This window comes from Bacteroidia bacterium (assembly GCA_041391665.1).
Classification (GTDB): domain Bacteria; phylum Bacteroidota; class Bacteroidia; order J057; family J057; genus JAGQVA01.
Genome location: JAWKNO010000001.1, coordinates 2,240,870 through 2,265,203, shown reverse-complemented (window position 1 = coordinate 2,265,203; position 24,334 = coordinate 2,240,870). Strand labels below are relative to the sequence as shown.

General features: G+C 45.3%; 17 protein-coding genes. 10 read left to right on the top strand and 7 right to left on the bottom strand.

All coding sequences use genetic code 11. The features are described from left to right. Window positions 1-62: 62 nt before the first annotated feature. Window positions 63-494, bottom strand: coding sequence for a hypothetical protein (locus tag R3D00_09415; protein MEZ4773390.1), 432 nt, complete (start codon window positions 492-494; stop codon window positions 63-65). A 123-nt stretch (window positions 495-617) separates the two neighbouring features. On the opposite strand from R3D00_09415, the gene R3D00_09410 reads away from it, so the two are divergent. From R3D00_09410 to R3D00_09380, 7 genes are all read left to right on the top strand, one after another. Next, window positions 618-2,123: an ATP-binding protein gene (locus R3D00_09410; protein MEZ4773389.1), complete on the top strand. Its 1,506-nt coding sequence runs from the start codon at window positions 618-620 to the stop codon at window positions 2,121-2,123. 149 nt (window positions 2,124-2,272) lie between these two features. Further along, window positions 2,273-3,295 carry an adenylate/guanylate cyclase domain-containing protein gene (locus tag R3D00_09405; protein ID MEZ4773388.1) on the top strand — a complete coding sequence of 341 codons (1,023 nt, stop codon included), beginning with the start codon at window positions 2,273-2,275 and terminating at the stop codon, window positions 3,293-3,295. Window positions 3,296-3,322: 27 nt separating this feature from the next. Further along, window positions 3,323-7,723, top strand: a complete 4,401-nt coding sequence (locus R3D00_09400; GenBank protein ID MEZ4773387.1) for a hypothetical protein — start codon at window positions 3,323-3,325, stop codon at window positions 7,721-7,723. Window positions 7,724-7,793: 70 nt separating this feature from the next. After that, complete coding sequence (locus R3D00_09395; protein ID MEZ4773386.1) at window positions 7,794-9,179, top strand: sodium-dependent transporter; 1,386 nt, start codon at window positions 7,794-7,796, stop codon at window positions 9,177-9,179. 112 nt (window positions 9,180-9,291) lie between these two features. Continuing rightward, entirely contained in the window at window positions 9,292-11,121 is a 1,830-nt protein-coding gene (locus R3D00_09390; protein MEZ4773385.1) for a phosphoenolpyruvate carboxykinase (GTP), read from the top strand. 167 nt (window positions 11,122-11,288) lie between these two features. Beyond that, entirely contained in the window at window positions 11,289-12,581 is a 1,293-nt protein-coding gene (locus R3D00_09385) for an ATP-binding protein (GenBank protein MEZ4773384.1), read from the top strand. Then, window positions 12,566-13,261, top strand: coding sequence for an RloB family protein (locus R3D00_09380; GenBank protein MEZ4773383.1), 696 nt, complete (start codon window positions 12,566-12,568; stop codon window positions 13,259-13,261). The genes R3D00_09385 and R3D00_09380 overlap by 16 nt, the downstream gene beginning before the upstream one ends. Window positions 13,262-13,290: 29 nt before the next feature. Here the strand turns inward: R3D00_09380 and R3D00_09375 are convergent, their stop codons facing one another. From R3D00_09375 to R3D00_09355, 5 genes are all read right to left on the bottom strand, one after another. Then, window positions 13,291-14,028 carry a DUF2490 domain-containing protein gene (locus tag R3D00_09375; GenBank protein MEZ4773382.1) on the bottom strand — a complete coding sequence of 246 codons (738 nt, stop codon included), beginning with the start codon at window positions 14,026-14,028 and terminating at the stop codon, window positions 13,291-13,293. 38 nt (window positions 14,029-14,066) lie between these two features. Beyond that, the gene (locus tag R3D00_09370) at window positions 14,067-14,549 is read right to left on the bottom strand and encodes a response regulator (GenBank protein ID MEZ4773381.1); all 483 of its coding nucleotides are present in this window, start codon (window positions 14,547-14,549) and stop codon (window positions 14,067-14,069) included. Between the two features lie 5 nt (window positions 14,550-14,554). Further along, on the bottom strand, window positions 14,555-15,892 hold the full coding sequence (locus tag R3D00_09365) for an ATP-binding protein (GenBank protein MEZ4773380.1): 1,338 nt from the start codon (window positions 15,890-15,892) through the stop codon (window positions 14,555-14,557). Continuing rightward, window positions 15,889-17,325: a DASS family sodium-coupled anion symporter gene (locus R3D00_09360; GenBank protein ID MEZ4773379.1), complete on the bottom strand. Its 1,437-nt coding sequence runs from the start codon at window positions 17,323-17,325 to the stop codon at window positions 15,889-15,891. The genes R3D00_09365 and R3D00_09360 overlap by 4 nt, the downstream gene beginning before the upstream one ends. Window positions 17,326-17,469: 144 nt before the next feature. Further along, a complete protein-coding gene (locus R3D00_09355) occupies window positions 17,470-18,633 on the bottom strand; it encodes an ATP-binding protein (protein MEZ4773378.1) in 1,164 nt (387 codons plus the stop codon). 163 nt (window positions 18,634-18,796) lie between these two features. Here R3D00_09355 and R3D00_09350 point away from each other — a divergent pair, with 163 nt between their 5' ends. Continuing rightward, window positions 18,797-19,102, top strand: coding sequence for a helix-turn-helix transcriptional regulator (locus R3D00_09350; GenBank protein MEZ4773377.1), 306 nt, complete (start codon window positions 18,797-18,799; stop codon window positions 19,100-19,102). A gap of 299 nt (window positions 19,103-19,401) precedes the next feature. Here R3D00_09350 and R3D00_09345 read toward each other — a convergent pair whose 3' ends face one another. Then, entirely contained in the window at window positions 19,402-19,578 is a 177-nt protein-coding gene (locus R3D00_09345; GenBank protein MEZ4773376.1) for a type II toxin-antitoxin system VapB family antitoxin, read from the bottom strand. A gap of 148 nt (window positions 19,579-19,726) precedes the next feature. On the opposite strand from R3D00_09345, the gene R3D00_09340 reads away from it, so the two are divergent. Both R3D00_09340 and R3D00_09335 read left to right on the top strand, forming a co-directional pair. Continuing rightward, window positions 19,727-20,623 (top strand): ABC transporter ATP-binding protein, encoded by an 897-nt coding sequence (locus R3D00_09340; GenBank protein ID MEZ4773375.1) that lies wholly within the window; start codon window positions 19,727-19,729, stop codon window positions 20,621-20,623. 35 nt (window positions 20,624-20,658) lie between these two features. Beyond that, window positions 20,659-24,324: a M1 family aminopeptidase gene (locus R3D00_09335; protein MEZ4773374.1), complete on the top strand. Its 3,666-nt coding sequence runs from the start codon at window positions 20,659-20,661 to the stop codon at window positions 24,322-24,324. The last annotated feature ends 10 nt before the right edge of the window (window positions 24,325-24,334 follow it).

Sequence of the window (24,334 nt, the reverse complement as noted above, 5' to 3'; positions counted from 1 at the left end):
TTGTTTGTTTACCAAAGAAAAAACATGGCAGATTCCGTTACCTAAAAGTAAATATAACTCATTTATTTTGTCGCGTCCATCAGGGAACGGTAAAGAGAAAGTAAGGTATCGGGAACCTCTGCCGCCTGATCACCCCATACAAGTCGATAAGTCTCGGGGTCAGGACCTTTCATCTCAATAAAATAATACAGATTCCCCGGGGCATCTACGGTAGTTTCAGCCATTTTCATTTCATTCAGCTGCGCAAAAAGAGCTTTGGCCATTTTTTTCTTCCCTTTCTTCAGGAGAGAAAAACTATCACTCGTAGGTGCTTTATCGTAAATACGACCGTCTTCCAGCAATACATAAGTAGATACCATACCAGTAAAACCGCCACCTGATCCAAAAATGATTTGTGCATCGGGATAGGTTTCGGGCTGATAATCCTGGCTTTTACAACCTGAAAGCAGACTCATACAGGTCAGGAAAAAGGAAATAATGCTTAAATACTTCATATGTAGTTTTTTATACAATAATATTCAAATATTTAAGAAAAACTGATTATCATTCGGGTAAGTCCTAAACATAAAGTAGATTCGTTTAACGACCAGCCATCTTATCCGTGAGTAATAATGAAAATGCCGGAAATAAATGACATTGCAGAATTTCTCTTTCGGGAGTTACCGGCACCGGCATCTACTCCCCCTTACTCCATATCCGTTATCGAAAAAATGGTCTCAGAGCGGCAACGGGTATTAGGCATGGGCAATTTGGCCATTTATTACGAATTTATTCTCCAAACGCCTTCAGAGCAAAACCTTTTGCTACGAAATGTTCTCGTCGATGTCAATCAGGCACTCCTGCACAAAGACAGGCTGCTGAAAGGTATCAATCATGCTACCATGAGCCTATTGGTACAAGAGGATTATCAGGCGGCCGTAACCGACGCTTTACGCGCCATCATGGAAGCGACGGAAACAAGCAGAGTGTATCTGTTTGAAAACATATATGAATCTCAAACAAATACCCTGCGTACCAGTCAACGTTTTGAAATTACCGCCAATTTTATTCTTCCACAAATTGACAATCCAGAACTTCAAGACGCAACTTTTACGGAAGAAGGATTTGTCCGTTGGAGGGATTTGTTAAGCAACGGGCATACGGTAAAAGGCCTGGTGAAGGACTTTCCTGATTCAGAAAGAGCCATACTTGAACCTCAGGATATTGTTTCCATTTTGGTTGTACCAATATTTGTCGACAAGTTTTTCTGGGGTTTCATTGGCTTTGATGACTGCCTTACCGAGAGAATATGGACGCAGACCGAAGAAAATTTACTCATGAGCGTAGCCAACTCAATTGGCAATTATATCTCACGGAAAAAAGCCGAAAAAAAACTGGCCGAAAGCTGGGCAAAACTGGAGCAAAGAGTGATCGAGCGAACGGAGCAATTGGAAAGCTCCAATAAAGAGTTGGAAAGTTTTGCATATTCTATCTCCCATGACCTCCGCGCCCCGCTACGTCATCTCAACGGATATTCACAACTCCTTCAAAAAAAAGCCGGGAAGATTCTCGAAGGCGCAAACCTCGAATCGCTGGCCTATATATCTGCTGCTGCTCAAAAAATGAGCCGTCAGATAGACGATTTACTCGCTTATTCCCGCATCAATAAAAAAGAGATCGTCCTGCGCCATGTACAAATGACGCCATTAATTAAAAATATCTTCAGGGTTTTAGTGGAACAGGAACAACACCGGGTCATTCATTTCGATGTGGAAAATCTTCCTGATGCTTATGCAGATGAAATGCTTATCGAACAGGCATTTATGAACCTGATATCCAATGCTATAAAATATACCAGCAAAGAAAAAGAAGCGCAAATTGCTGTAAAAGGTTCTATGCGGGAAAATGATACACTCTTTAGCATCAGCGATAACGGCGTAGGATTTAATATGGAGTATGAGGACAGGATGTATGGCGTTTTTCGGCGTTTACATGGAGAAGATGACTTTGAAGGAACGGGAATTGGTCTGGCAAACGTGAAACGAATCATTACCCGGCACAAGGGAAAAGTATGGGCGACAGGAAAAGTAGGCGAAGGCGCAACTTTTTACGTCAGCCTGCCCAATGCGGAAAACCTTTCCTGATTCAACATTTTGTCTTATTTTTAGTTGGCAAATAAGCTGAGTGCGCAAAACTTCTGAGTAATATCAAAAAACAACTACACAATATAAGCATTTCCATCCTGGTTTGGGTCGGGGCAGCGCTGTTGTTTTCCCTCATACGCCTCTATGGAGTGGAGGAAGAAGCCATATTTGAACTGCATATTTCCAAGCGGGGCATCCCGATGCGAATCCTCCTTCAGGGATTATTTACAGGTGTGGCTTTTGGCTTATCATTTGGCTTACTGGATATCCTTCTCGATAAAAAAATCCTAAAGGAAACAGCCTACTGGCTGGTCATACTGATCCGGACATTCTTCCATATTGTTCTTACCCTGCTGATCATTTTACATTCTATCCTGGTTACCCATCTAATGTTTGATGGTGGCCTCGACACTACATTTATAGGATTGCTGCAGGAGAGTATGCTTTCAAAAACAGCCATTGTTCTGCTGATTTACACTGGTGTTGTGAGTATTATCTTTAACCTGATCAGGCAAATCAATGCAATGTTTGGCCCCGGCATCCTGTACAATATCATCAGTGGAAAATATCACCGCCCCAAAGAGGAGTCCCGTATTTTTATGTTCCTTGATCTGAAATCATCGACTACCTACGCCGAGCGGCTTGGGCATATTTTATACAGTGAGCTGATTCAGGATTGTTTTTATGATCTGACTGACACCATTCACAAACACAATGTCGAAGTCTATCAGTATGTCGGCGATGAAGCAGTACTTACCTGGACAGTGGAAGATGGCCTTAAGAATGCCAACTGTCTGCGAGCTTTTTTCTCCTTTGAAAAAAGCATCCAAAGCCGGGCTGAGTATTATTTCAATAAGTATGACCTTGTGCCTGCGTTTAAGGCTGGTGTAAATATCGGATTGGTCATGGTGGCAGAAGTCGGGGTGATAAAAAAAGAAATTGCCTATCACAGCGATGTGCTCAATACCGCTGCAAGGATTCAGGGATGCTGCAACCTCTACGGCAAATATCTCCTGATTTCAGAGCATCTTTACAATCATATTCACAACCTTTCGCAGTTCCAGTTTGAAGAAATTGGAAAGGTCCAGTTGAAAGGAAAAAAGGAGGAAGTCATCATTTTCAGTGTAGATCAGATAAGCAGTATTGAACATCCATACGAATTCAGTGAATAATCCTTATTTTTGTCCTAAAACAGGTAAATGGCACTAAGTCGTGTCCGGAATTGGTGGAAATGGGTGATCGGAATTTTTCTGTTTTTCCTGATCGCAGCCCAGATTTTTTTTAGCTTTATACTGGGGCCGATAGTAAAAACTGCAGCTTCAAAATCTGTTGCACAAAACACCCGCGGCTTATACTCGCTTGAAGCGCTTTCGGTTCAATGGAGTCTGCTCAACCGTACATTCTCCATGACCGGCGTAGAGATCGCTTATGATTCCACACGCTTTGATTCGCTGGTAACAGCAGGTCAGGCGCGCCCTATTCTTATTACCCTCCATATTCCCTCAATAGAAATAACTTTCCTCGACCTCTATCGCGTCATCCGCTACAACGATGCCCATATCCGATCTGTCAAAATTTACGATTGCGACCTTCAGGTTTTCAGTTTCCCCGAACGGGTCACCGAAAAAAGCCGGTTCCGACCAGAACAATTGTATGAAATCATCTCCGAATTTGTTCAGACTTTGCAGATTTCACAGCTCCAGATGGTAGGAGGAACGCTGACTTACAATCATCCGGGAACACCGCACGAAAATGCCTTCACCGCCCGCGACATTTCCTTTGAAATGACCAACTTCCGGATCGATTCTGCCACCGTTCCGGAATGGGACAGGCCATTTTTCGCAGATAAAATTTCTGCGCAGATGAATATTGAGGATTATTCTTTTGTCCTTCCTGACAGCAGCTATGTCATCCGGGTAGGAAAATTGGGGGTCTCTACCCTGACCAAAGAAATTTTTGCAGAGAATATTCGCATCCAGCCTGGAAGTAAAGTTTGGGGGAAAACCGAACGCCACGAATCGATTGATATCAACATTCCGCAACTTCTGATAGAAGGTGTGCCATTATATCAGGCATGGTTTGAGCGAAAACTTGATCTGGCTCATGTGCGGATTATCGAGCCGGTTATTCTCCGAAAAAACAAACCGGGAAAATCGCCTGAAATTTCGGCCAACTTTGACGCAGCAGGAGTTTTTGAAAAAATTATTCCATGGTTTGACCGCATCACTGCCAAAGAAATGACCGTCGAAGGCGGCCTTTACCGGCAGGTCAGGGACTGGAATGATACAACGGGGACTTTAGTAGTTGAAGGCCTGGATTTGAATCTTTTAGGCGTAAAGCTGGATTCCAGCCTGTTGGTACCAAATGAAAACAGACTGCTATTTTCCGACCAAATCGAGCTTAATTTTACGCACCTCCGCACCCGACTCTCTAAAGGGAACTATACCCTGCGGGCAGGACCGGCGAGGGTTTCGGCGCCAGATGGCGTATTTTTCCTTAAAAATCTCAACCTGAGAGCCACAACAGAAAAATTTGCCCAGGCGTTGACGGAAGGAGGGGATGTGGTCTCACTTAATGTACCGCAGGTGAGTCTGTATGGGCTGGACCTGCCCCGGGTCTGGTATGACCGGGTGTTGTCTGTGGGGTGGGTGGAAATTCGCGAGCCGTTGGCTGAGCTGATCAACCAGCCACAGGTAAAAAGAGAAGTCGTCGATTCGCTGGCACAATCCAATCTGTATAGCCTCGTCGAGGACGAACTCCGCTCTTTTTCCATCCGCAATTTTTTTGTCAAGGGAGGGCGATTCAATTTTAATACCTCCACAACCACCAATGACAACGAATTTGCCGCATCAGACATCAATGTTCATATCAAAAATTTCAGGCTTTCGCCAGATACTACCCTGCGAAGAGAAAATCCCTGGTATGCAGACGATATTTCCATCAAAGGCAATATAGCCAACTATTCATTTCTGCTCCCAGACAGCTCTTATGCCATCCAGGCAACCAGCATAGGCATTTCCACCGGAGACTCTGCGATTTATGCAGAATCTGTAAAAATTATCCCCCGTGATACGCTTGCCGGACAAAATGACTCCGCCAACCATAACCATATCCATGGATTTATTCCCCGGGTGTATTTATCCGGACTGAACCTCCGGCAAATATGGCTCTACAAAACACTGGATATTGACAGTGTGCACCTTTCACAGCCCAGAATCGACTTGCATAGTTCTATCAACTATCCGCATAAAGCAGAACTCCTGTCCCTCGACAGCATCGATCTCTATCCCTATATAGCTTCAAAGCTTAATGCACTGGAAGTCCACAAGCTGGTGGTTGACTCAGCCGCATTTTCCCGTGTCCGGGCAGAAAAGGAAGCCTCCGCGACAATTGATATCCCTTCCATGGATATTAAGATCAGCGATTTCAAACTGACTTCTGACAGCCATATTGGTCCGGAAAATTTCCTTTTTTCCAAAGATATTCAGGTGACGGTTCACGGCATTGAGGAAATACTGAAAGACAGCGTTCACACCATAAGTACAGGAGAAATATACTTTTCAACGGCTCAGAAAAAAATCACCATCAGTGAAATTCACATCAGCCCCGATGAATCTCAGGCAAAGCCCACAGCGGGCAATCTGTACAGGTTTTACTCACCTAACCTTACGATTGAAGGCCTCAACAGCTATGAACTATATCAGGAGAAAATCCTTGACCTTGAAAGGGTTGCCATTTATGATCCGGAACTTTCGCTGGTAAACTATCCTGATTTAGGCAAAAATGAAATAGACTCACTGGCAAAAGGCGACTTATATCTATTGATCTCAGACCAGTTGCATGCCCTGAGAATCCAATCCTTTTTGGTGATGAATGGCGTATTTAAATTTAATGAAGACAACCATTTGTCGGAGAGTACATTCACGGCTAAGGATATCGTGGTATTGATCTCCAATTTCCAGCTGGATTCTGCGGCCAGGAAAAAAACCAACAACCCTTTTTATGCCGATGATATTGATATCGGGATGAGCATCAGAGATTATTCCTTTATGCTGCCCGACAGTTCTTATACCATCACAATCGGAGACATTGGGATTTCCACTTCAGATTCCAGTATTACAGCAGAAGAAATACAAATCACCCCAAAAACCGATCATCCGGCTAATAAAAACACAGACCAGCTATTTGATGTGTTTATTCCTTCGGTGCGACTGGCGGGGTTGAGAGCCAACGAGTTGTATTTTGATCGCGTGCTGAATCTCAGTGCATTTACGATCAACCGGCCCAGGATTTCGATGTTTTCACAAAAAGCCAATGCGCCAAAACGGGGAATGGAAAATATTCGCCTGTATGAAACCATGGAAAAATATTTTCACAGGGTGGCATTGGATAGCTTTTCCATTGAAAATGGAATATTTGAGCAAATTCTCCCTGAAGGGGATACCACTTTACCCCTGCTTCTGCCGGGTTTCACGTTCCGGCTCTACCGGTTTATTCCCGATCCGCTCAACATGGTTCGGCCCGGAAGAATGTTATTTTCCGACGACTTTGAATTTACAGTTGACAGCTACACGCTTCCGCTCAAAGACAGCCTGTATCTGCTCACACTCCACAACCTAAAGGTAAATTCCTCCGATGAATCCGTAACGATCGATTCGCTGACCATGACCTCCAACTACAATGTGTATGACTATATCGTAGAACATGGCTACACCATTGACTATTTTGAGTTAAACACAGGGCAAATACAATTTGACGATGCCGATTTGTACGCATTGCTTCAAAACAGAGATATCATTGCCCGGCAAATCCATATAGAACAGCCCAATCTGCTGATCCGCAAAGACAAACGTTTTTCGCAGGACCCAGACCGCCGACCACCTGTACCACAGGATTTACTTAAGTCACTTTCCTTTCGCATAGATGTGGACAGCATCGTGCTTAGCCAGGGGATCGTCAACTATTTTGAGCGGGTCGATCGCGTAGACCGGCCGGGGTTCATTTACCTCAACAGTATCCATGCTGTGCTGAAAAATGCCACCAATAACCCGGAGAAACTTCTTCCCTCCAAAAAAACCGAAATGTCGATGCGCGCTCAGGCATTGGTAAAAGGAGAAGGAAAACTCGAAATGGTCTTTCATTATCCTTTGGGAGATACCGCCAACCCCTACACATTTGAGGGCACCGCCGGCCCAATGGATCTGACCAGTTTTAACTCCATACTGGAGCCAGCCGCAGGGGTGCGAGTAGCCAGCGGACAGGCAACGGATTTGGCTTTCAGAGTAAGGGGCACGGCGCGGGCAGCCCGGGGAAAAATGTGGTTTGAGTATGAAAACCTGAAAGTATCAGTAGTCGAAGAAAAAATCAAGGAAGACGAAGAAAACCAAATCTCCCAACGAGGATTTGCTACGGCAATGGCCAATGCACTTGTAGTGAGAGCGAGAAATCCCAAAAGGCGAATTTTGCGCGTAGGCAGAATTGAATATGAGGCTGATCCCAGCAAGGTATTTGTTGCCCATTGGCTCAGAGCGCTTCTGAGTGGAGTAAAATCCAGTATCGGCATGGAAGGGAAAGACGAAAATGTAGAAAAGGAAGATTAAAAGGCCATTCCGAACTTTTTTATATCTTGCAATACTGAATTATTCATAAAAACTAATTAACCAAGAGCTTATGGCCAGCAGAACTGGATTTTCCAACAAACTCGGATTCGTAGCCGCAGCTGCGGGGTCCGCCGTTGGATTGGGAAACATTTGGAAATTTCCTTACGAAACTGCCCAAAACGGCGGCGGTGCTTTTTTGTTATTGTATATCATTTTTGTTGCAGCGATCGGCTTTCCTGTAATGGTGGGAGAAATCGCCATTGGCCGGCGTACACAGTCAAATCCTTATGGGGCTTATCTGAACGCAGGGAACAAAAGCTGGGCAAATGTGGGTCTGCTGGGGGTATTGTGCGGGATTATGATTCTCTCATTTTACAATGTGGTGGCAGGTTGGGCTTTTGGTTATTTTCTGGAAATATCATTTGGAAACCTGCTCTCTGAGCCAGATTACGGAGCGTTTTTTGGCCGTTATGTAGCCGACTTCTGGGATAATATGGCATTTTCCATTGTCTTTATGATTCTCACGGCGGTCATCGTATTGCGCGGTATCCAGAAAGGTATTGAGCTTGCTTCCAAGATCATGATGCCGATGTTGTTTTTTATACTTTTCCTGCTGATTGCCTATGCACTGACACTGCCCAATGCTGGTGCAGGTATCAGGTATTATCTGCTGCCAGATTTCAGTAAGCTGAACCTCGGCACCATCAACTCTGCTTTGGGACAAGCATTTTTCTCCCTCTCACTCGGTATGGGCGCACTGATCACTTATGGCTCTTACATAGGTAAAAAAGAAAATATTCCTTCGGCAGCAGCGATCGTTACAGTGGCAGATACTACAGTCGCGTTTCTGGCCGGGTTGCTTATGCTTCCGCTGGTATTTTCGCAGGGGACACCTCCCGAAGCCAGCGGCCCCGGGCTGGTATTTACGATTTTACCAGGCATTTTTGCGCAGTTTGGCCCCATGATTGGGCGCGTGGTTGGAGGATTGTTTTTCCTGCTGCTTTCGGTTGCAGCGCTGACCTCGACGATTTCCCTGCTGGAAGTAGCGGTAGCCTATTTTGTGGATGAAAAAAAATGGACCAGAAAAAAGGCAGTAATTGTCATGGCCAGCCTGATTTTCGTTTTGGGCCTGCCCAGTATGTTGTCGCAGGGCGGGGTAGAATTTTTCTCCAACATCACTTATGGCGGTTCTGCAAAATCCTTCCTCGATCTGGTCAATGACCTCTTTTCGGAAATCGGACTTCCCTTTGGAGGCATGCTCATGTGTATATTTATTTCCCGCAAATGGGGCCTTGCCAATATGAGCGAAGAAATATCCTCCGGATATGAGAAATATCCCGGTTCTGTATTGGAAAAATTTGTCAGGATAATGATCACGTATATCTGCCCTGTATTTCTCGGTGCGATATTTATCTCTAATATCCTGGAGAAATTTTTTGGGATGACAGTGTTTTGATCTACAGCCTATTATAACTTTTATAATTTTTAAAAAGATTTTAATCATTTCTACAACAGGCAAAACTCATTTTTCCCATTTCGATTGATTCCGTTGTTTGTAACAAAAAAATATGCAAACAGAAAATCAATCCTTAATAAGCTGGGTAGAAGAGATCAAAAATCTGATGACCCCTGATGATGTGCGCTGGTGCGACGGTTCGACAGCCGAATACGACGAACTGTGCGCACTCCTTGTAGCCAAAGGCACCTTCATCAAATTAAATGAAACCAAACGGCCCAACTCCTTTGCCTGTTTTTCAGACCCCAGTGACGTAGCGCGGGTCGAAGACAGGACGTTCATCTGTAGCCGCAAAAAAGAAAATGCCGGCCCAACCAATAACTGGATGGATCCAAGGGAAATGAAGGAGGAACTTGACGTAGTTTTACGGGGAGCCATGAAAGGCCGCACCATGTATGTCATTCCCTTCAGTATGGGCCCAGTAGGTTCTCCCATGTCGCAAATCGGTATAGAGATTACAGACTCCGAATATGTGGTCGTCAATATGCATATCATGACCCGCGTGGGTAACCGCGTACTTGATGTGCTGGGACCCAATGGTGATTTCGTAAAGTGTCTGCACACCGTAGGCGCTCCGCTGGAACCCGGCCAGGCCGATGAAAAATGGCCTTGCAATCCAACGCTCAAATATATTGTCCATTATCCCGAAGAAAGATCTATTGTCAGCTACGGGTCGGGATATGGCGGAAATGCCTTGCTCGGTAAAAAATGTTTTGCCCTGCGCATTGCCTCCACCATGGCTCAGGAAGAAGGGTGGCTGGCCGAACACATGCTCATTATGGGAGTCGAAAGCCCTGAAGGTGAAAAAACTTATCTGGCTGCGGCTTTCCCAAGTGCCTGTGGTAAAACCAATTTTGCCATGCTGATTCCGCCCAAAGAATTCAGCGACTGGAAAATCACTACTGTGGGCGATGATATCGCATGGATCAAACCCGGCAAAGACGGACAATTGCACGCCATTAACCCTGAAGCCGGCTATTTTGGTGTTGCACCTGGCACCAATGAAAAAACCAATCCCAACGCAATCAAGTCTATCGCCAGTAATACCATCTTCACCAATGTAGGGGTAACCCCCGATGGAGACGTATGGTGGGAAGGCCTGTCCAAAGAAGTACCGGAAGGCATCATTGACTGGCATGGCAATAAATGGGACCCAAACAGCGGCAAACCCGTTGCACACCCCAACTCTCGCTTTACGGCTCCGGCATCACAAAATCCGAGCATTGACGAAAATGTCGAAAATCCTGACGGTGTACCCATCGAAGCCTTCATATTCGGAGGCAGAAGAAGCACAACTGTACCGCTCGTATATCAGGCGATCAACTGGAGTTATGGCGTGTACACGGCTTCCACTATGGGCTCTGAAACAACCGCCGCCGCTTTTGGCGAACAGGGAAAAGTACGCAGAGACCCCTTTGCGATGCTGCCCTTCTGCGGTTATCACATGGCAGACTACTTCAACCACTGGCTGCAGTTTGGCCGGGACTTGTCTGCACCTCCACGCATCTTCAATGTCAATTGGTTTCGCAAAGATGAAAAAGGCAATTTCCTATGGCCGGGCTTTGGCGATAATGTGAGGATTTTGAAGTGGATCATCCAAAGGGTAAAAGGGAGATCATCCGCAGTTGAAAGCCCTATTGGTTGGATGCCTCACTACGATGATATTGACTGGCGGGGACTCGAAAATTTTTCGAGAGAGGATTTTGAAGAGCTTATGACCGTTGACCGGGAAGCATGGAAGCAGGAGCTTCTCTCTCACGCCGAACTCTTCGAACGCATGTACGACAAACTTCCCAAAGAATATATATTCATGCGGGAATTGTTACTCTCCGGCCTCTGGCGCTCCGCCGCAAAATGGAAGCTGGAACCGGAAAGGATCTGACGATCTGTAAAATAGAATAATGGGTCATCCTCCATTTTGGGGGGACCCATTTTTTTTTGAGGGAAATTGAGTCAGAAAAAACCTTGATAGTGAGAATTTTTCTCAAATTTTGCGATTAAAATATATATTTATATATATATTTGAGAAAATATCTCAGAAAAAGATTTATGCTACTTGAATTTACGGTTGGCAATTTTCTTTCTTTCAAAGCCAAAACTACGCTCAGCCTTGCTGCTTCGTCAATAACTGAATATGGTGATACCAATTTATTCACAAATGAACGTGTATCTTTATTAAAGGGAGCAATTATTTACGGTGCAAATGCAAGTGGTAAAAGTAATTTTATCCGTGCTATATCCACGATGCGGAGATTAGTACTACAATCATTTGAGCACACATCCCTCAACGAGCTTGATATTACCCCCTATTTGCTAAGTACAGAGACAGAAAAGTCACCTTCCTTTTTTGAGGCAGTTTTTATAATTAATGATATCCGTTACCGGTATGGGTTTGAGGTTGATGACAAAAAAATTCAGGCAGAATGGTTATTTGAAGCGAGAAAAAACACAGAAAAGCCCATGTTTGTTCGTTTGGATGGCGGCATTGAAGTGATGAAAGATTTTCCCGAAGGTAAAAATTTGGAAATACGCACCAGGGAAAATGCGCTGTTTCTTGCAGTTGCAGATCAGTTTAATGGTGAGATTGCAAAAAAAATCATGCGGTGGTTTCATAACCTCATCACAATCTCAGGATTGAGCCACGAAGGTTATAAAGCCGTAACCTTTGAAATGCTTGAAAACAAACAAACCCGTTCTGCCCTGCTGGATTTCTACGAGAAACTGGATTTGGGTTTTGACAATATATCCATAAACAAAAAGCCATTTGAGCCAGGAGATCTTCCTAAAGATATGCCGGAAAATCTGATGAAGCATTTGGTAACAGATCTGGAAGGAGCATTCAGAATTGACATTAAAACTGTCCATAAAAAATATAATGATGACTACAAACCCGTCGGTGAAGTCGAATTTGATATGCGAGGCCAGGAATCTTCAGGTACCAATAAGCTTTTCAACATCTCAGGACCCGTATTTGACGTGCTGAATGACGGAGGAGTGCTTGTGGTAGATGAACTGGATGCCAGTTTGCATCCTTTGTTGACACTTGCCATTACAAAATTGTTTAACTCAAATCAGTTTAATCCCCATCATTCACAACTGATTTTTGCTACACACGATACCAACTTATTGCACTACGGGAACTACCGAAGGGATCAGATTTATTTTGTTGAAAAAGATCAGTATGGAGCATCTGATATGTATTCTCTTGTCGAATATAAGGAAGAAGGCAAAACCATTCGCAAGGACCGGTCATTCGAAAAAGATTATATCGAAGGTCGATATGGTGCAATTCCGTTTATTGGGAACCTGTCAAACGTTGTAGCAAAATGGCAAGAAAAGTAAAATTTCCCAATGATCGGTTAAATCGATTTGCAAGAGAAGAGAAGGCACGTAAGGAGAATATACGCAATAAGCGAAAATATTATCTTATTGTATGCGAGGGGGAAGCTACAGAACCTAATTATTTTGAAGGGCTGAAACAAGATTTGCCGAAAGGAGTTCTGACTGCATATCAGATTGATATAGCAGGAACAGGAAGAAACACTCTGTCCCTATTAGATGAGGCATTGCGATTGAAAAATGAATACGGGAAAAACCTAAACAGGGCGGTTGACCATCTATGGGTAGTTTTCGACCGGGATAGTTTTGATCCAGGCGATTTTAACAATGCCATTGTACGTTGCCAAAAGAATAAACCACCAATTGGCTGTGCATGGAGCAATGAAGCATTTGAGTTATGGTATTTATTGCACTTTCAGTACTATGAGAATGCAATGGTTCGTACAGATTTTAAGTCTTTGATCGAAAAAAACCTTAAACCCATTCTGGGTGAAGGATTTCGTTACGAAAAAAATAGTAAACAGATGTATGAGTTGCTAAATAAATATGGCAGCCAGGAAGATGCCATTCGAAACGCAAAACGCCTGAAAAATCAATACGAGGCCCGGCAGGATTTTGCCAATCAAAATCCTTGTACTATGGTGTGGAAGTTGGTGGAAGAATTGATAAAATTAAAATCATAGAAACCTACTCTCAAAAGCAGGTCAATAAGTTATTTCTCCAGGGAAAACCTATGCGTAACCCACATCATCAAGGTATGGCCTGATGAAAACTGCGATACTCCAGTCTGGGCATATATATTCATATAACCAATCTGTACGGAGAGATTCTTCCGCTGCAAACCTGCTGAGGTCTGAAACCAGTTCTGGTCAAAGGTATTAAAAGTGACGTTCTTCCCGAAGTTGATCATTACTTCATTGGTCATAGAAAGAAATGGCGTGTATTGGTCAAAGGCAGCTTTGGGAAAAGTCTTGCGGATACCTGACATAAACCTGATCCGGTTGACAAACATATACCCATCCGACTGTTTTTCATTAATCATAATTTCCTTAAACCGCGCATCATATCTGATACGGTTGATAATAGAGAAAGTGTTGTTCACCGGATGAACGACCTGAATCTGCCCCCAGGGACGGTGTTCTATTCTGCCCAGATTGTGTTCTGGCGTAGGCATAGGAAGTAACGCAAATGTATATCCACCGGTAATGCTGATATTGTCAAAGTGCCGGGTAAGACCTGTACGGGCAATAAAAAAACCGTTGGGTACGTAATGGACGTCATTCCAAAGGGAATAGTTTTTATTGATTTTAGTTGATGTCATATAAGCCAGCCAGATATGCTGCGAATTGACAATCGTTTTGTTTTGCCCCTGTACAAAACCGGGCACAAGCGCAAATACAATCAAGGAAACGATAAAGCAGGGAATTCGATTTTTTTCTGAAGTTTTCATAACATTTATTTTTTTCTGAGGCTGAACGGGTTCAGCTTTCAGGTCATTTTCCTAAGCGATTCAAACAACACTACCTGATCGAGCCAGGGCAAAAAATGCCTATAATCCACGCCTTTTTCCAAGATAAATCCGGTAAGCATGGTTTTTACTCCGGCTATCAATTCTTCTGACTTCCAGGGCTTTTCGAAGTATTTGTCAATCGCGGCCAGGTTGATCGCGCGAATGGTGTCCTGATGCGTGGCAAGACCAGTAAGGAGGATTTTGCGGGTGTGCTGAAAACGCACATCGTTTTTGACTTCAATCAGAAAATCCACACCGCTTTTCCCGGGCATCACATGGTCTGAAATTACCAGCCCCACCATATAGCCCTGTTTGTCCACACGCTCCATTAGCTGAAATGCTTCATCCGCAGACTCACATTCCTCGATCACAAAAGCATCTTCAAAAAATTCAAGATCTTTGGCTACTGCCTGCAGCACTTCGCGCTGGTCTTCGACAAGGATGATATATATTTTTTCCATCATGGTTAAGGTTTAGGAAGTTGAATACAAAACGCTGTCTGACCAGGTTTGCTTTCAATGGTAATTGTTCCCAGATAACTATCGATAATTTTTTTCACAATAGAGAGGCCCAGTCCAAGCCCGAAAGTCAGCCCATTTACTTTGGTGCTGAAGTTGGGCTCAAATATTCTTTTCATTACATCATCTGAAATGCCCGTGCCATTATCTGAAATGGTTGTGGTAAAAAAATGGGCTTCCTCAGCTATCGTGATAGATAGTGTCGGATGTTTGGTTTCGGCCTGTACCATACTTTCACAGGCATTTTTGATGAGATTTACCCATACCTGGACCAGTTCGCCCGGGCTCGCCAACAGCCGGCCTTCGGTTTGTCTGTCGATTTTTACATTTACTTTTTTCGTCAGATTTTTGGTGAGGACAAGTGCCTGTGTAATGGTTTCTTCTATACTCGTTTCGATTGGCAACCGGTAATTCTGGCTTCCCAGATCGCGCACAGATTTTACCACATGGGCTGCATGGGTAGCGGCTACGCGCATATCGTGGAGGACAATGGCTGCTTCAGATACCTGACGTATCAGGTCAAAGTTTTTCATTCCGTTTCGGACGATCGCGGTAAGTTGCTCGTCTGACAAATGGGTGCGGGCAAGCTGTTTGGCTGTTTTGGAAGGAATGTCAAATTCTTTTTCCAGTGATTCCTTCCGCTCTCTGATCTGAGCGGTACTGAGTTGCTGGCCCTTTTCGAGAGGATCAATGAAAAATGAAAGCAGGTCTTTTTTCATCAGAAAACTGCTCAGTTCATCGATCAGCCATTCGGTATTGCGTTCCAGTGAGCCGACTGCGTTGTTGAGTTCGTGGGCAAGGCCCGCAGCCAGTTGCCCGAGCACAATCATTTTTTCAGATTCATAGAGTTTTTTGATCGCAGCCTGCCGCTCTTTATCCATCTCCTGAGAAAGTATCTGCCGGAGGTAGATTTCATGTACTATGACCGGCATAAAATCGCGGGCAAAATCTTCACTTTCCTCCAGCGTTTTGCTTTTCTCCAGATATGCAAGCCGGCTTTCTTCTGCGGCAACTACGGTGAGGTAACTTTTGTGTTCAGCGCTAAAAAAGCTATACACACCCAGAAACATATTATTGGTACTCTGCTGCACCTCATAGTCTTTCCCATCTTCATCTTTGAGGTAACAATCCAGCCGACCATCCAGCACAAGGTAAAGACGGGTATTGGTCTTCTCCCCGGTCAGCAGCGTTTCTCCCTTTTGAATGACGATATGCCGGGATTCATCGGCAAAGTATTTTTTCTTCAGCTCTGCCAGGTTATTGCTTGTATGGAGGAGATGGCTCATGACAAAAAATGACTGGTGTGAAGAATGTACATTGTCAGCCCTACAATTATGATCCCGGTGATCCCTATCAAAATACCTACCCTTGCAAGGTCTTTGGTCTGAATCAGCCCGGTGGCATGCGCCAGTGCGTTGGGAGGCGTACTGATCGGCAGCGACATCGCCAGTGAGGTACTGATGGTCGTACCGATAATGATCAGTTCCGTTCCTCCCACCGAAGCGAGACTCGCAACCGAAGCGCCCAATCCTGCCAGAAGGGGAAGAATCAGGTTGGCCGTGGCGGTGTGAGACATAAAATTTGCCAGCAACATCCCCATCAGACAGGCAGCCATAAAAATAGCCACAGGAGACATGCTATCGAGCGAAATACTATCAATCACAGCCTGCGCCAGCCCTGTTTTTGTCAGCGCCAGCCCAAGGGCAATCCCCCCCGAAACCAGCCACAGCACATCCCAGCTGATGACTTTCAGATCTTCTTTATTGATAATGCCCGTAGCCAGAAAAATACTTACGGGAATCAGTCCGACCACGTAAGCATTCATGCCGTGAAGAAAGTCAGTCAGCCAAAGGAAAACCGTAAGTAAAAAGGTCACATAGACAATAACCGCTTTTGGGGTTTTGACAAAAGATACCGGAATATTGAGTCTGATCTGTTGGGTAGGGGTGCGATAAAAAAGTACCAGCAGTAGCCAGGCAAAGAGCAACATCAGGATGACAATAGGAACACCAAACGCCATCCAGGTGCCGAAGGAAATATGCGAGGAAGCCAGAAACTTCAGCGCAATTGCATTGGCAGGGGTGCCGATAGGGGTGCCGATACCCCCCAGGTTGGCCGCAACAGGAATTCCCAGCACAAAGGCTGTACGAGCCGGATCTTTGGGAGGGAAAATACTCAGCACCGGAATGAGGATGGACAGCATCATGGCCGTAGTGGCCGTATTGCTCATAAACATCGAGAAAACCGCTGTAATGCTCATCAGTCCCAGCAGGACCCAGTGAGGTTTTTCACCAAAATAGCGGAGCAAGACCCCGGCAATATTCTGGTCGAGGCGGTACTTGGTAGCCGCAGCGGCGAGAAAAAATCCGCCCAGAAACAGCAGGATCACCGGCGAGGCGAAGGTGTCCATGATTTCGTGGTAGGACATCGCATTTCCAAACTCTGCGGTCGCTTCCCCACGGAAGGGAAGAAAACTGCTGTCGGAAATCATGACCAGTTCGAGGGTAATCAGGAGAATAGAGGTAGCAAAGATGGGGATGGGTTCCAGCACCCAAAACAATGCCGCCAGCGCAAAAAGCGCAATCACACGTTGCTGAATCACCGTCAGCCCTTCGATGCCGAAGGCAGAAGCGGGAAGGATCAGCAGAATCAGGGGGAGGATTATGGAAAAGAATAATTTCAGATTCTTTTTGTCCCGGAGGACGCGTGCAAATGCCATGGTAGCGATCTTAATGATGCTCCAAAACTACGGCAGATTCACTTCAGGCGGATTATCAGAGAGTCACCGGGGGAGGTGATTATTGTCATTGACATCCATCATCCATAGCGCGGGGTCTAAACCCCGCGCTATGGATACCCCGCGCTATGAATGATGGATATATTTCCACATACTCGCCAAGTCACAAACACGGATATTATCTGCCAGCGGGTAATCTCCTCCAGTTGGGGTAATAATGAGATTGAGTGGCGCACCTACATCGGCAAAAGCTATATGATTTCCTTTACTCAGAGAGGGGGTGTCGGTAAATTTTATTTCCAGGCTGATCCACGGCTGATTTCCTTTTACAAGCACCATATCCAGCTCTGAACCATCTTTGGTGCGGTAGAAAAAGGGCAACACCCTTGATGGCAAATTGGCCAGTACCTGTTGTATCACATATCCTTCCCAGGAAGCACCTGCAATCTTATTACCGAGAAGGTGGGATAAGTCCGAAATCCCGGCAAAATAATGCAAAACGCCACTATCCCGAAAATATACTTTAGGAGATTTTACCAACCGCTTACCGATATTGGCATACCAGGGCAGTAAAAAACGAATGAAGTACGCGCGTTCGATATATTCGAGGTAACGTTTGACCGTAGGCACCGAAAGCCCCAGCGAATTGGCGAGGGTACTTTGGTTGAGAATCCCGCCGTGAAAACCTGTAAGCATAAGCAACAGATTTTGCAGCGTCTGAGAGGGAGCATTCAAACCAAACTGCGGGAGGTCGCGCTCAATAAATGTAATGCTAAAATCTTCCAGCCACTGAAAGGCAGATTTATCGGATGAAGCCAGCAAGGCAGGAGGGAAACCACCACGTAGCCAGTGTGTGCGAAAATCTGGTTGGGGAAGCTCCCGGATATTGAATGGGTGCAATTCCAGATAGGAGATGCGCCCGGCAAGGGTTTCTGAGCTTTGGCGAAGAAGTTCCGGCGAAGCCGATCCCAGTATCAGGAATCGCCCCGGCACTCTTCTTTGATCAACCAAGGCACGTAAAAGGGGAAATAGTTCCGGTTTCCTCTGCACTTCGTCTATGACTACGAGTTTGTCTTCGTGTTCCTGCAAAAAGAGTTCAGCGTTGGTAAGTTTATTCAGATCGGAGGGCAGTTCGAGGTCGAGATAAACCGACGGTTTGCCCATTTCAGCCATCAGGGTGCGGGCCAGGGTGGTTTTGCCCGCCTGGCGTGGACCGGTGATCGCCACAACCGGAAAATCCAGCAGTCGCTGGCGAAGAGCTATTGAAATATGTCTGCTTATTACCTCCATCCCGCCAAATTTAAAAATAAATTTTAAATTTGGCGGGATAAGTTTATAAAATCTATTCACCCAAAGGAAGTTGCTTATTCGGACAACTTTTCTTTTTTTGTATAAAATCTACCTTGCAGACTTCATCAGGGGAATGATATTTTTCGGATTAAAATAGAAAAATATGCAGAAAAAATCGGCTTCGTTAAAAACCCTTGACCAATTTATTGACGAACAATACGGCGAAAAAGGAACTGCCAAACGCGACAAGTTTGAGCAGGGGTATGAAAATTTTAAAATTGGCTTTTTGATTCAACAAGCCCGTCGGGAAAAAGGCCTGACGCAGGAGGAACTTGCCCGACGGTGTGGCACTAACAAAGGGTATATTTCCAAAATCGAAAATAACTTAAAAGAAGTGCGGCTTTCAACCCTTCAGCGAATTGTTGAAGTCGGCCTCGGCGGCCAGCTTGAGTTATTGATCCGACTGTAAGGTCGCAGATCCCCGGGAAGGCCGAAAAGATCCCTTCGGGAGAGAAACCTATTCTCTCGACCCGCCATCGGCGCAACGCAAAGGGGAAAAAATCAAAAGATCCGCTCACTTTCTACAAATCGTAGACTCCATCGGAGACGAAGATGCCATAGGTACATAAGACCTCTCCGAGGTCAGGCTGCGCCTCAACGCAAAGCTTAAGGATTAAATCTGCCACGGGCAGAATCGCTGATTTAAATATCAAAAATTAAAAAACCTTCAAACCCAAATAATCCGCCATTGGATCAAAATCGCGGTCGTTATGTAAGATCTCCTTCCCACTTCAATTTTCCCCTCAGGTTCAGCAATGCTTTTTGGTGCTGCATCTGGACAAATAATTTCAGGGCTTCTTCCACCACAGCTTTTTTAGTAGTCAATCCGCTGATTTTCATGGCTTCCTCCATTAGCTGAGGGTTTATGACAATATTTGTTCTCATGTTTGGATTATTATTTATACACCTAATTTACGAATATACATTTCACCGACCCAACCCCTCCATTCGCAGAAGAAATCCCTGCATCTGTAGAGTAACCGTAATTTTTTTTACCTTGCCGCTACTAATCTGACAAAAGAAGATTCTCCTCATGCAACTCGAAATCAACGGTCTCACCAAAACCTACCCCAACGGCACCCAGGCACTCAAAGGGGTAAGCCTCGAAATATCTACCGGCATGTTTGGCCTGCTTGGTCCCAACGGCGCAGGAAAGTCCACCCTCATGCGTACGCTCGCTACGCTTCAGGAGGCAGACAGCGGCTCGGCTTTCCTCGACGACCTCGATCTCCTCAACGATAAAAAGGAAGTCCGCAAAGTGCTCGGGTATCTCCCTCAGTCTTTTGGTATCTATCCCCGCGTGTCAGCGGAAGAAATGCTCGACCACTTCGCTACCCTCAAAGGCATTCACAATTCCCGCGAACGGAAATCCATCGTCGAAGCCCTCCTCCACCAGACCAACCTCTACAACGACCGCAAAAAGATGCTGGGCAAATTTTCGGGCGGGATGAAACAGCGCTTCGGCATCGCCCAGGCTCTCCTCGGCAACCCCAAACTCATCATCGTGGATGAGCCTACCGCAGGGCTCGACCCCGCCGAACGCCACCGCTTCCACAACCTGCTCAGCGAAATCGGTGAAAATATCATCGTCATCCTATCCACTCACATCGTGGAAGACGTAAGCGACCTCTGCCGCAATATGGCCATTATCTTCAAAGGAGAAGTGGTACTGGCTGGTGTGCCCGCCGACCTCATCGCAAAAATCAAAGGAAAGGTATGGCAGACCGTTGCCGAACCTGAAATGCTAACGGCAATTTCTGAAAAATATAAAGTCATCTCCACCCGCCACGCAGCCGGAAAACTCCGGGTACGGGTTTTCTCCGAATCGAATCCGGGTGCTGATTTTGAAAGTGTTGCTCCAGATCTGGAAGATGTGTATTTCCTCCATATCAAAACCGGAGATGCACTGCCTAACGCGATTGCCGGATAGTCATTTCATCCTCCATTTCAACCTGGAAAAATCCTATGTTTAAATATATATTCCTCTTTGAACTGAAGTACCGGCTCAAAAGACCGGCAACTTATGTCTATTTCGCTATTATGCTGCTCCTGGGCTGGGGCCTGGGAAGCCTCATGGCCGGAGGATTGGAACTTTCTGTCGCCAACTCTCTCACAGGCGGCGGGAAAAATTTTGCCAATTCGCCTTACAACCTGCATCAATATATGATTTCCTTCGGGCAGTTGTTTGGCACGTTTGTGATTGCTGCTTTTATGGGCGTACCCATTTACCGCGACTTTGAATACGATGCGCATCCACTGTTTTTTACCAAACCCATTACCAAACTAGACTACCTCGGTGGCAGATATGCGGGTTCCATGGTTTTTGCCATCGCCGCCATGTTTATGATGGGAATTGGTTTTTACATCTCCACACTTATGCCCTATGTGGAGGCTTCCAAAATCGGACCCTTCAGGTTTATGAATTATTTCAACCCCTACCTGATGTCCATTATTCCCTATACGCTTTTTAGTGGAACGATTTTCTTTGGCTCCGTCGCCCTGACTCGCAATCAGTTGCTGATCTATCTCAATGCTGTGATTATTCTGGTGCTGTTTTCTTTCGCATCCAACCTCTCCAACCAGCTCGACAATGACCTCATGGCTTCTGTTCTCGACCCATCGACGGGCGTAGCTTTCCTCAAAGAAACCGAATACTGGACAGTGGTAGAAAAAAATAGCCTTTTGCTGCCACTTACCGCCAAAACAGGCCTCAACCTCCTGTTATGGATGAGCGTAACAGCCGGACTGGGAGTCATCACCTATCTCAAATTCCCATTTACCCAGGCATTTGACACAGGAAAGAAAAAATCGGCAACGCCTTCTCCAGCACCGCAAATCATTGCCACAGAAACCGAAATCATTGAGCCCATCGAAGCGGTCGAATTGCCACCTGTTACCCAGGAGTTTGGACTAAACCGCTACCTTTCACAACTCTGGCTGCTGGCAAAACGTGAGTTCCGGGGAATACTCATCAGCCCCATATTTATCGCTATCGCAAGTATCGGTGTGCTGATGATGGTGGTCTCCGCGGCGTTTGCAGGAACCGTTTCCGGGCAGGTTTTTGGCACCGCGACATTGCCGGTTACTTATCAGATACTCAATCTGCTCAATTCCAACTTCCACCTGTTTATGGTCGCCATCATTATCTTCTATTCGGGCGAATTGATCTGGAAGGAAAGAGGAGTGAGCATGAATGAATTGTACGATGCCCTGCCGGTACCCAACTGGCTGAGTTTTATATCAAAACTGCTCTCTATGCTCGGAATTGTCCTCCTGCTGCTGACCGTAATTATGGTTGCGGGGGTAATTATTCAGGCCGTACAGCAGTATTTCCGCTTTGAGATCGGGCTATACCTGAAGACGCTATTTGGTTACCGGTTTATTGACTATGTATATATCACCGTTCTCGCATTTTTTATCCAGACCCTGGTCAACAACAAGTATGTGGGATTTTTTGTGGTGGTGCTGGTGTATATGTTTAACTCCCTCGGCCTCGGGTTGCTCAATATCGAGCACAATATGCTGCAAATGTATTCCGACCCCGGGCTTGCCTATTCAGATATGAACGGCTACGGCCATTTTACGTGGCCCTATTTTGCCTTCAAACTCTATTGGGGTGGATTTTTTATCGTGCTGGGATTACTGACGAATCTGCTTTGGCAGCGCGGTACAGAATCCAGTATGAAGGCACGGATAAACCTTCTCCGGCAAAACTTTACCGGAGGTTCATTGGCTACGCTAGCTTTGGGTCTTGCGATATTCATCGGCATGGGAAGCTATATCTACTACAATACCAATGTGCTGAACGAGTTTACCAACTCCGAAGAGCGGGAAAAATCGCTGGCCGATTTTGAGAAAAAGTACAAAAAATACGACGGCATTCCCCAACCCAAAATCACTGCCATCAAACTCAATATTGATCTTTTCCCGAAAAAAAGAGCTTTTAACGCCTCGGGAAGTTATGTGCTGATCAACAAAACAAAAGTAGCGATTGACTCTCTTCACCTCAATATTGACAGTGATCAGGAGTATTCCAAACTAGTTTTCAATCGTCCTTTTGAAGAGGCCTTGATTGATGAGGATTTTGGTTATCGCATCTACAAATTGCAGAATCCGTTGTTGCCCGGAGATTCCCTGATTATGGATTTTGAGCAAAAATACGAAATCAACGGCTTCCCCAATTCTGGTTCCAATACCAGCCTGGTTTACAACGGCACCTTCTTCAACCACGGGTATTTTCCTTCCATCGGGTACAACCGAAACTTTGAGTTGGGAGATACAGAAATTCGTGAAAAATATGGCCTGGGGGAAAGAGCGAGATTCCCTTCGATTGACGATACGGTTGCCATCAATTATACACTCATTGCACAGGATGCTGACTGGATTGACTTTGAGGCGACCGTGAGTACCGATCCTGACCAGATTGCTGTTGTTCCCGGTTATCTTCAAAAGGAATGGGAGGAAAATGGCAGACGCTATTTCCATTACAAAATGGATTCGAAGATGGTCAATTTTTACAGCATCGTTTCAGCCCGCTACGAAGTCAAACGCGATGTATGGCAGGCGCCCGATGGCCGGGAGATCAATCTGGAAATCTATTATCATAAACCCCACGACTATAACCTGGACCGGATGATGGATGCGATGAAAAAATCGCTGGCTTACTATACCGAAAACTTTGGCCCCTACCAGCACCGGCAGGTTCGGATTCTGGAGTTTCCCCGATATGCAGGGTTTGCTCAGTCATTTGCCAATACCATCCCCTACTCTGAGGCGATAGGTTTTATTGCAGATGTGGATGAAGACGATGTGGACTATCCGTTTTATATTACGGCGCATGAGCTGGGGCATCAGTGGTGGGCCCACCAGGTAATCGGAGGTGCCGTGCAGGGATTCCAGTTTTTGTCTGAAACGATGTCTCAATACTCTGCAATCATGGTGATGGAGAAAGAATTTGGCCAGGAGAATATTCAGAAATATCTGAAGTACGAAATGGAAAGTTATCTCCGGAACCGTACCTCCGAGCGAAAAGAAGAGCTACCGGCATTGCTTTCAGAAAACCAGTTGTATATTCATTACAACAAAGGCAGCGTCATCATGTATGCTCTGAAAGATTATATAGGAGAAGATTCACTCAATGCTGCGATGAAACGCTATGTATCTAAAGTGAAGTTCCAGAATCCGCCTTATACGACTACAAAGGAATGGAAACAATATGTGGAGGCCGTTACGCCCGACTCGCTGAAATATGTGCTAACCGATATGTTTGAAACTATTACCTTGTTTGACAACCAGGTAAAAGATGCTACCTACGCTGAAGAAAACGGTCGGTACAAAGTCTCTATAGCCATAGAAGCGAAAAAAATCCGGGACAATGGGAAAGGCGAAGAGACTGAAATTCCCTTAAATGACTATATTGATGTGGGTGTTTTTGCGAGAGAGAAAGTTGACGGGAAATGGGAGGAAAAAACACTCTACTTTGAAAAGCAAAAAATCACTCAGTCAGTGGATACATTGATTGTTTGGGTGGACGAAAAACCTACAAAAGTAGGATTTGACCCCTACAACAAACTCATTGACCGCAAACCTGATGATAATACAAGAAGACTTACTGTGAAAAAAGACAACTAAATTTTTAACT

Coding starts and splice junctions, on each gene's coding strand:
- R3D00_09345 (MEZ4773376.1), bottom strand. CDS start 19,578: ATGAGAACAAATATTGTCATAAACCCTCAGCTAATGGAGGAAGCCATG.
- R3D00_09410 (MEZ4773389.1), top strand. CDS start 618: ATGCCGGAAATAAATGACATTGCAGAATTTCTCTTTCGGGAGTTACCG.
- R3D00_09390 (MEZ4773385.1), top strand. CDS start 9,292: ATGCAAACAGAAAATCAATCCTTAATAAGCTGGGTAGAAGAGATCAAA.
- R3D00_09355 (MEZ4773378.1), bottom strand. CDS start 18,633: ATGGAGGTAATAAGCAGACATATTTCAATAGCTCTTCGCCAGCGACTG.
- R3D00_09340 (MEZ4773375.1), top strand. CDS start 19,727: ATGCAACTCGAAATCAACGGTCTCACCAAAACCTACCCCAACGGCACC.
- R3D00_09415 (MEZ4773390.1), bottom strand. CDS start 494: ATGAAGTATTTAAGCATTATTTCCTTTTTCCTGACCTGTATGAGTCTG.
- R3D00_09385 (MEZ4773384.1), top strand. CDS start 11,289: ATGCTACTTGAATTTACGGTTGGCAATTTTCTTTCTTTCAAAGCCAAA.
- R3D00_09380 (MEZ4773383.1), top strand. CDS start 12,566: ATGGCAAGAAAAGTAAAATTTCCCAATGATCGGTTAAATCGATTTGCA.
- R3D00_09395 (MEZ4773386.1), top strand. CDS start 7,794: ATGGCCAGCAGAACTGGATTTTCCAACAAACTCGGATTCGTAGCCGCA.
- R3D00_09335 (MEZ4773374.1), top strand. CDS start 20,659: ATGTTTAAATATATATTCCTCTTTGAACTGAAGTACCGGCTCAAAAGA.
- R3D00_09360 (MEZ4773379.1), bottom strand. CDS start 17,325: ATGGCATTTGCACGCGTCCTCCGGGACAAAAAGAATCTGAAATTATTC.
- R3D00_09350 (MEZ4773377.1), top strand. CDS start 18,797: ATGCAGAAAAAATCGGCTTCGTTAAAAACCCTTGACCAATTTATTGAC.
- R3D00_09400 (MEZ4773387.1), top strand. CDS start 3,323: ATGGCACTAAGTCGTGTCCGGAATTGGTGGAAATGGGTGATCGGAATT.
- R3D00_09365 (MEZ4773380.1), bottom strand. CDS start 15,892: ATGAGCCATCTCCTCCATACAAGCAATAACCTGGCAGAGCTGAAGAAA.
- R3D00_09370 (MEZ4773381.1), bottom strand. CDS start 14,549: ATGGAAAAAATATATATCATCCTTGTCGAAGACCAGCGCGAAGTGCTG.
- R3D00_09375 (MEZ4773382.1), bottom strand. CDS start 14,028: ATGAAAACTTCAGAAAAAAATCGAATTCCCTGCTTTATCGTTTCCTTG.